Genomic DNA, 1,739 nt, shown 5'->3' with positions numbered 1-1,739 from the left:
TTCCAGACCTATATTCTGGATGGCGGCTTCGATGGCTGGAAAGCCGCCGGCAGACCGGTGACGGCTGAGCCGACGAAGATCGCGCCAAGCGTGTTTCATGCCGATTTCGACTCCGGGCGCGTCGCCAGCCTCGCCGACATGCGCCGGATCGTCGACACCAGGGCAAGCCAGATCGCCGACGCCCGTGGGCCGGGCCGCTTCACCGGCACTGAACCTGAGCCGCGCGCGGGTATCCGCTCCGGCCATATGCCTGGCGCGCGCAATCTGCCCTATTCGGCGCTGTCGGAAAATGGCGAGCTGCTGTCGAAGGACCGCCTGCGCAAGGCGATCGAGGAGGCCGGCATCGATCTGTCGAAACCTGTCGTCACCTCATGCGGCTCCGGCATTACCGCAGCGGTGGTGACGCTGGCGCTGGAAACACTTGGCCATACCAACAACTGGCTTTACGACGGCTCCTGGACGGAGTGGGGCGGGCTTTCCGACACGCCTGTCGTGACCGGCCCCGTTGTGATCGGCAAGGAATGAAGACGATGGAAAACGGCGCGCTGGAAGATATTGACGTCACGGTGACGTTTCTCGAGATGCATGTGCCGCCGGCCTATTCGCCGCCGGTGCCCTACAACCGTCAGATCGCGCTGCTGAAGACCAAGGACATTCCGCTGCATTTCTACCGCTATCTGATGGACCGGGTGGGGCGCAAATGGCACTGGGTCAATGTGCTGAGGCTGGATGACGACGAGCTTGCCGCCGGCATTCATCGCGAGGATCGCGACATCAGGGTCCTTTATCTCGACGGCGCACCCGCCGGCTTCTTCGATCTCAAGCCGCATCTGCCGGAAGAAGTCGAGCTCGCCTATTTCGGCATGATGGAACATGCGACGGGACAAGGCATCGGCCGCTGGTTCCTGGGCTCCGCGATCGCTGCCGCATGGTCGCATGGGCCGAAGCGGGTGACGGTGCAGACCTGCACGCTCGATCATCCGGCGGCTCTGCCGCTCTACCAGAAGCTCGGCTTTGCACCGGTGGCGCAAAAGAAGGAAATCGTGCATCCGCTGCCTTTCGCCGAGCGCGCGGCCAGCGTCATGCGGCCCTAGCCGGAAGCTGACACCAGCTCGAATCTGAACCTGTCGTTCATCGGCCCTTCAGGCTGCTTTTGGCATGTTGCCCGCACCATCAATGCGGCCAAGGCCGAAGGAGACGAAGACATGCTGACCCGCCGTACTCTTGCCGCCGCGCTGATCGCGGCGATTGCCATGCCAAGCCTGGCCGCAGCCCAGGCGACAACGCCTTCGGCCGCGACGATCGAGCGGAAGCTCGAGGCGGCACCGCGTGTGAAATTGCGGCCGAACGAGCGCGTCACCATCCGGGAATTCAAGCGGCGCCCGGATTTGCGCCGCATGGCCCGCTCGATCGATATCCAGTCGATCAACTTCGCCTTCGGTTCGGCGGCTATTGCCAACTCGCAATACGACAAGATCGAGACTATTGCCGACGCGCTGCGGCGAATCCTGCGCCGCGATCCCGGCGCCCGCGTGCTGATCGAAGGCCATATCGACGCCGTCGGCTCCTTCCAGTCGAACCAGGCCCTGTCCGAACAGCGCGCCGCTTCGCTCAAGCGCACATTGGTGCGCGAATTTAGGGTGCCCGGCCATGCACTGGAAACGGTTGGTTACGGTGAGGAGTTTTTGCTGGTGCAGACGCAGAACGAAAACTGGCAGAATCGCCGGGTGACGCTGCGC

3 protein-coding genes are annotated in these 1,739 nt (G+C 63.4%); all 3 read left to right on the top strand.

Annotation, left to right across the window (positions count from 1 at the left end):
• Positions 1 to 525: sulfurtransferase (locus EN925_RS34650; protein ID WP_164894615.1), on the top strand; the 525-nt coding region annotated here is incomplete at its 5' end.
• Positions 526 to 530: 5 nt separating this feature from the next.
• A complete protein-coding gene (locus EN925_RS34645) occupies positions 531 to 1,094 on the top strand; it encodes a GNAT family N-acetyltransferase (protein ID WP_013531462.1) in 564 nt (187 codons plus the stop codon).
• Positions 1,095 to 1,205: 111 nt separating this feature from the next.
• On the top strand, positions 1,206 to 1,739 hold a 534-nt coding region (locus EN925_RS34640; protein ID WP_164894614.1), incomplete at its 3' end, for an OmpA family protein.

The organism is Mesorhizobium sp. M7A.F.Ca.US.006.04.2.1 (assembly GCF_004022915.1).
In the GTDB taxonomy this organism is placed as follows: Bacteria; Pseudomonadota; Alphaproteobacteria; order Rhizobiales; family Rhizobiaceae; genus Mesorhizobium; species Mesorhizobium ciceri.
Note: the sequence above shows the minus strand (reverse complement) of the source record. Positions and strands in the feature narration are given on the sequence as shown.

What these genes read in the sequence shown, in the direction of transcription:
- EN925_RS34645 (WP_013531462.1), top strand. Translation starts at nt 531, where the DNA reads ATGGAAAACGGCGCGCTGGAAGATATTGACGTCACGGTGACGTTTCTC.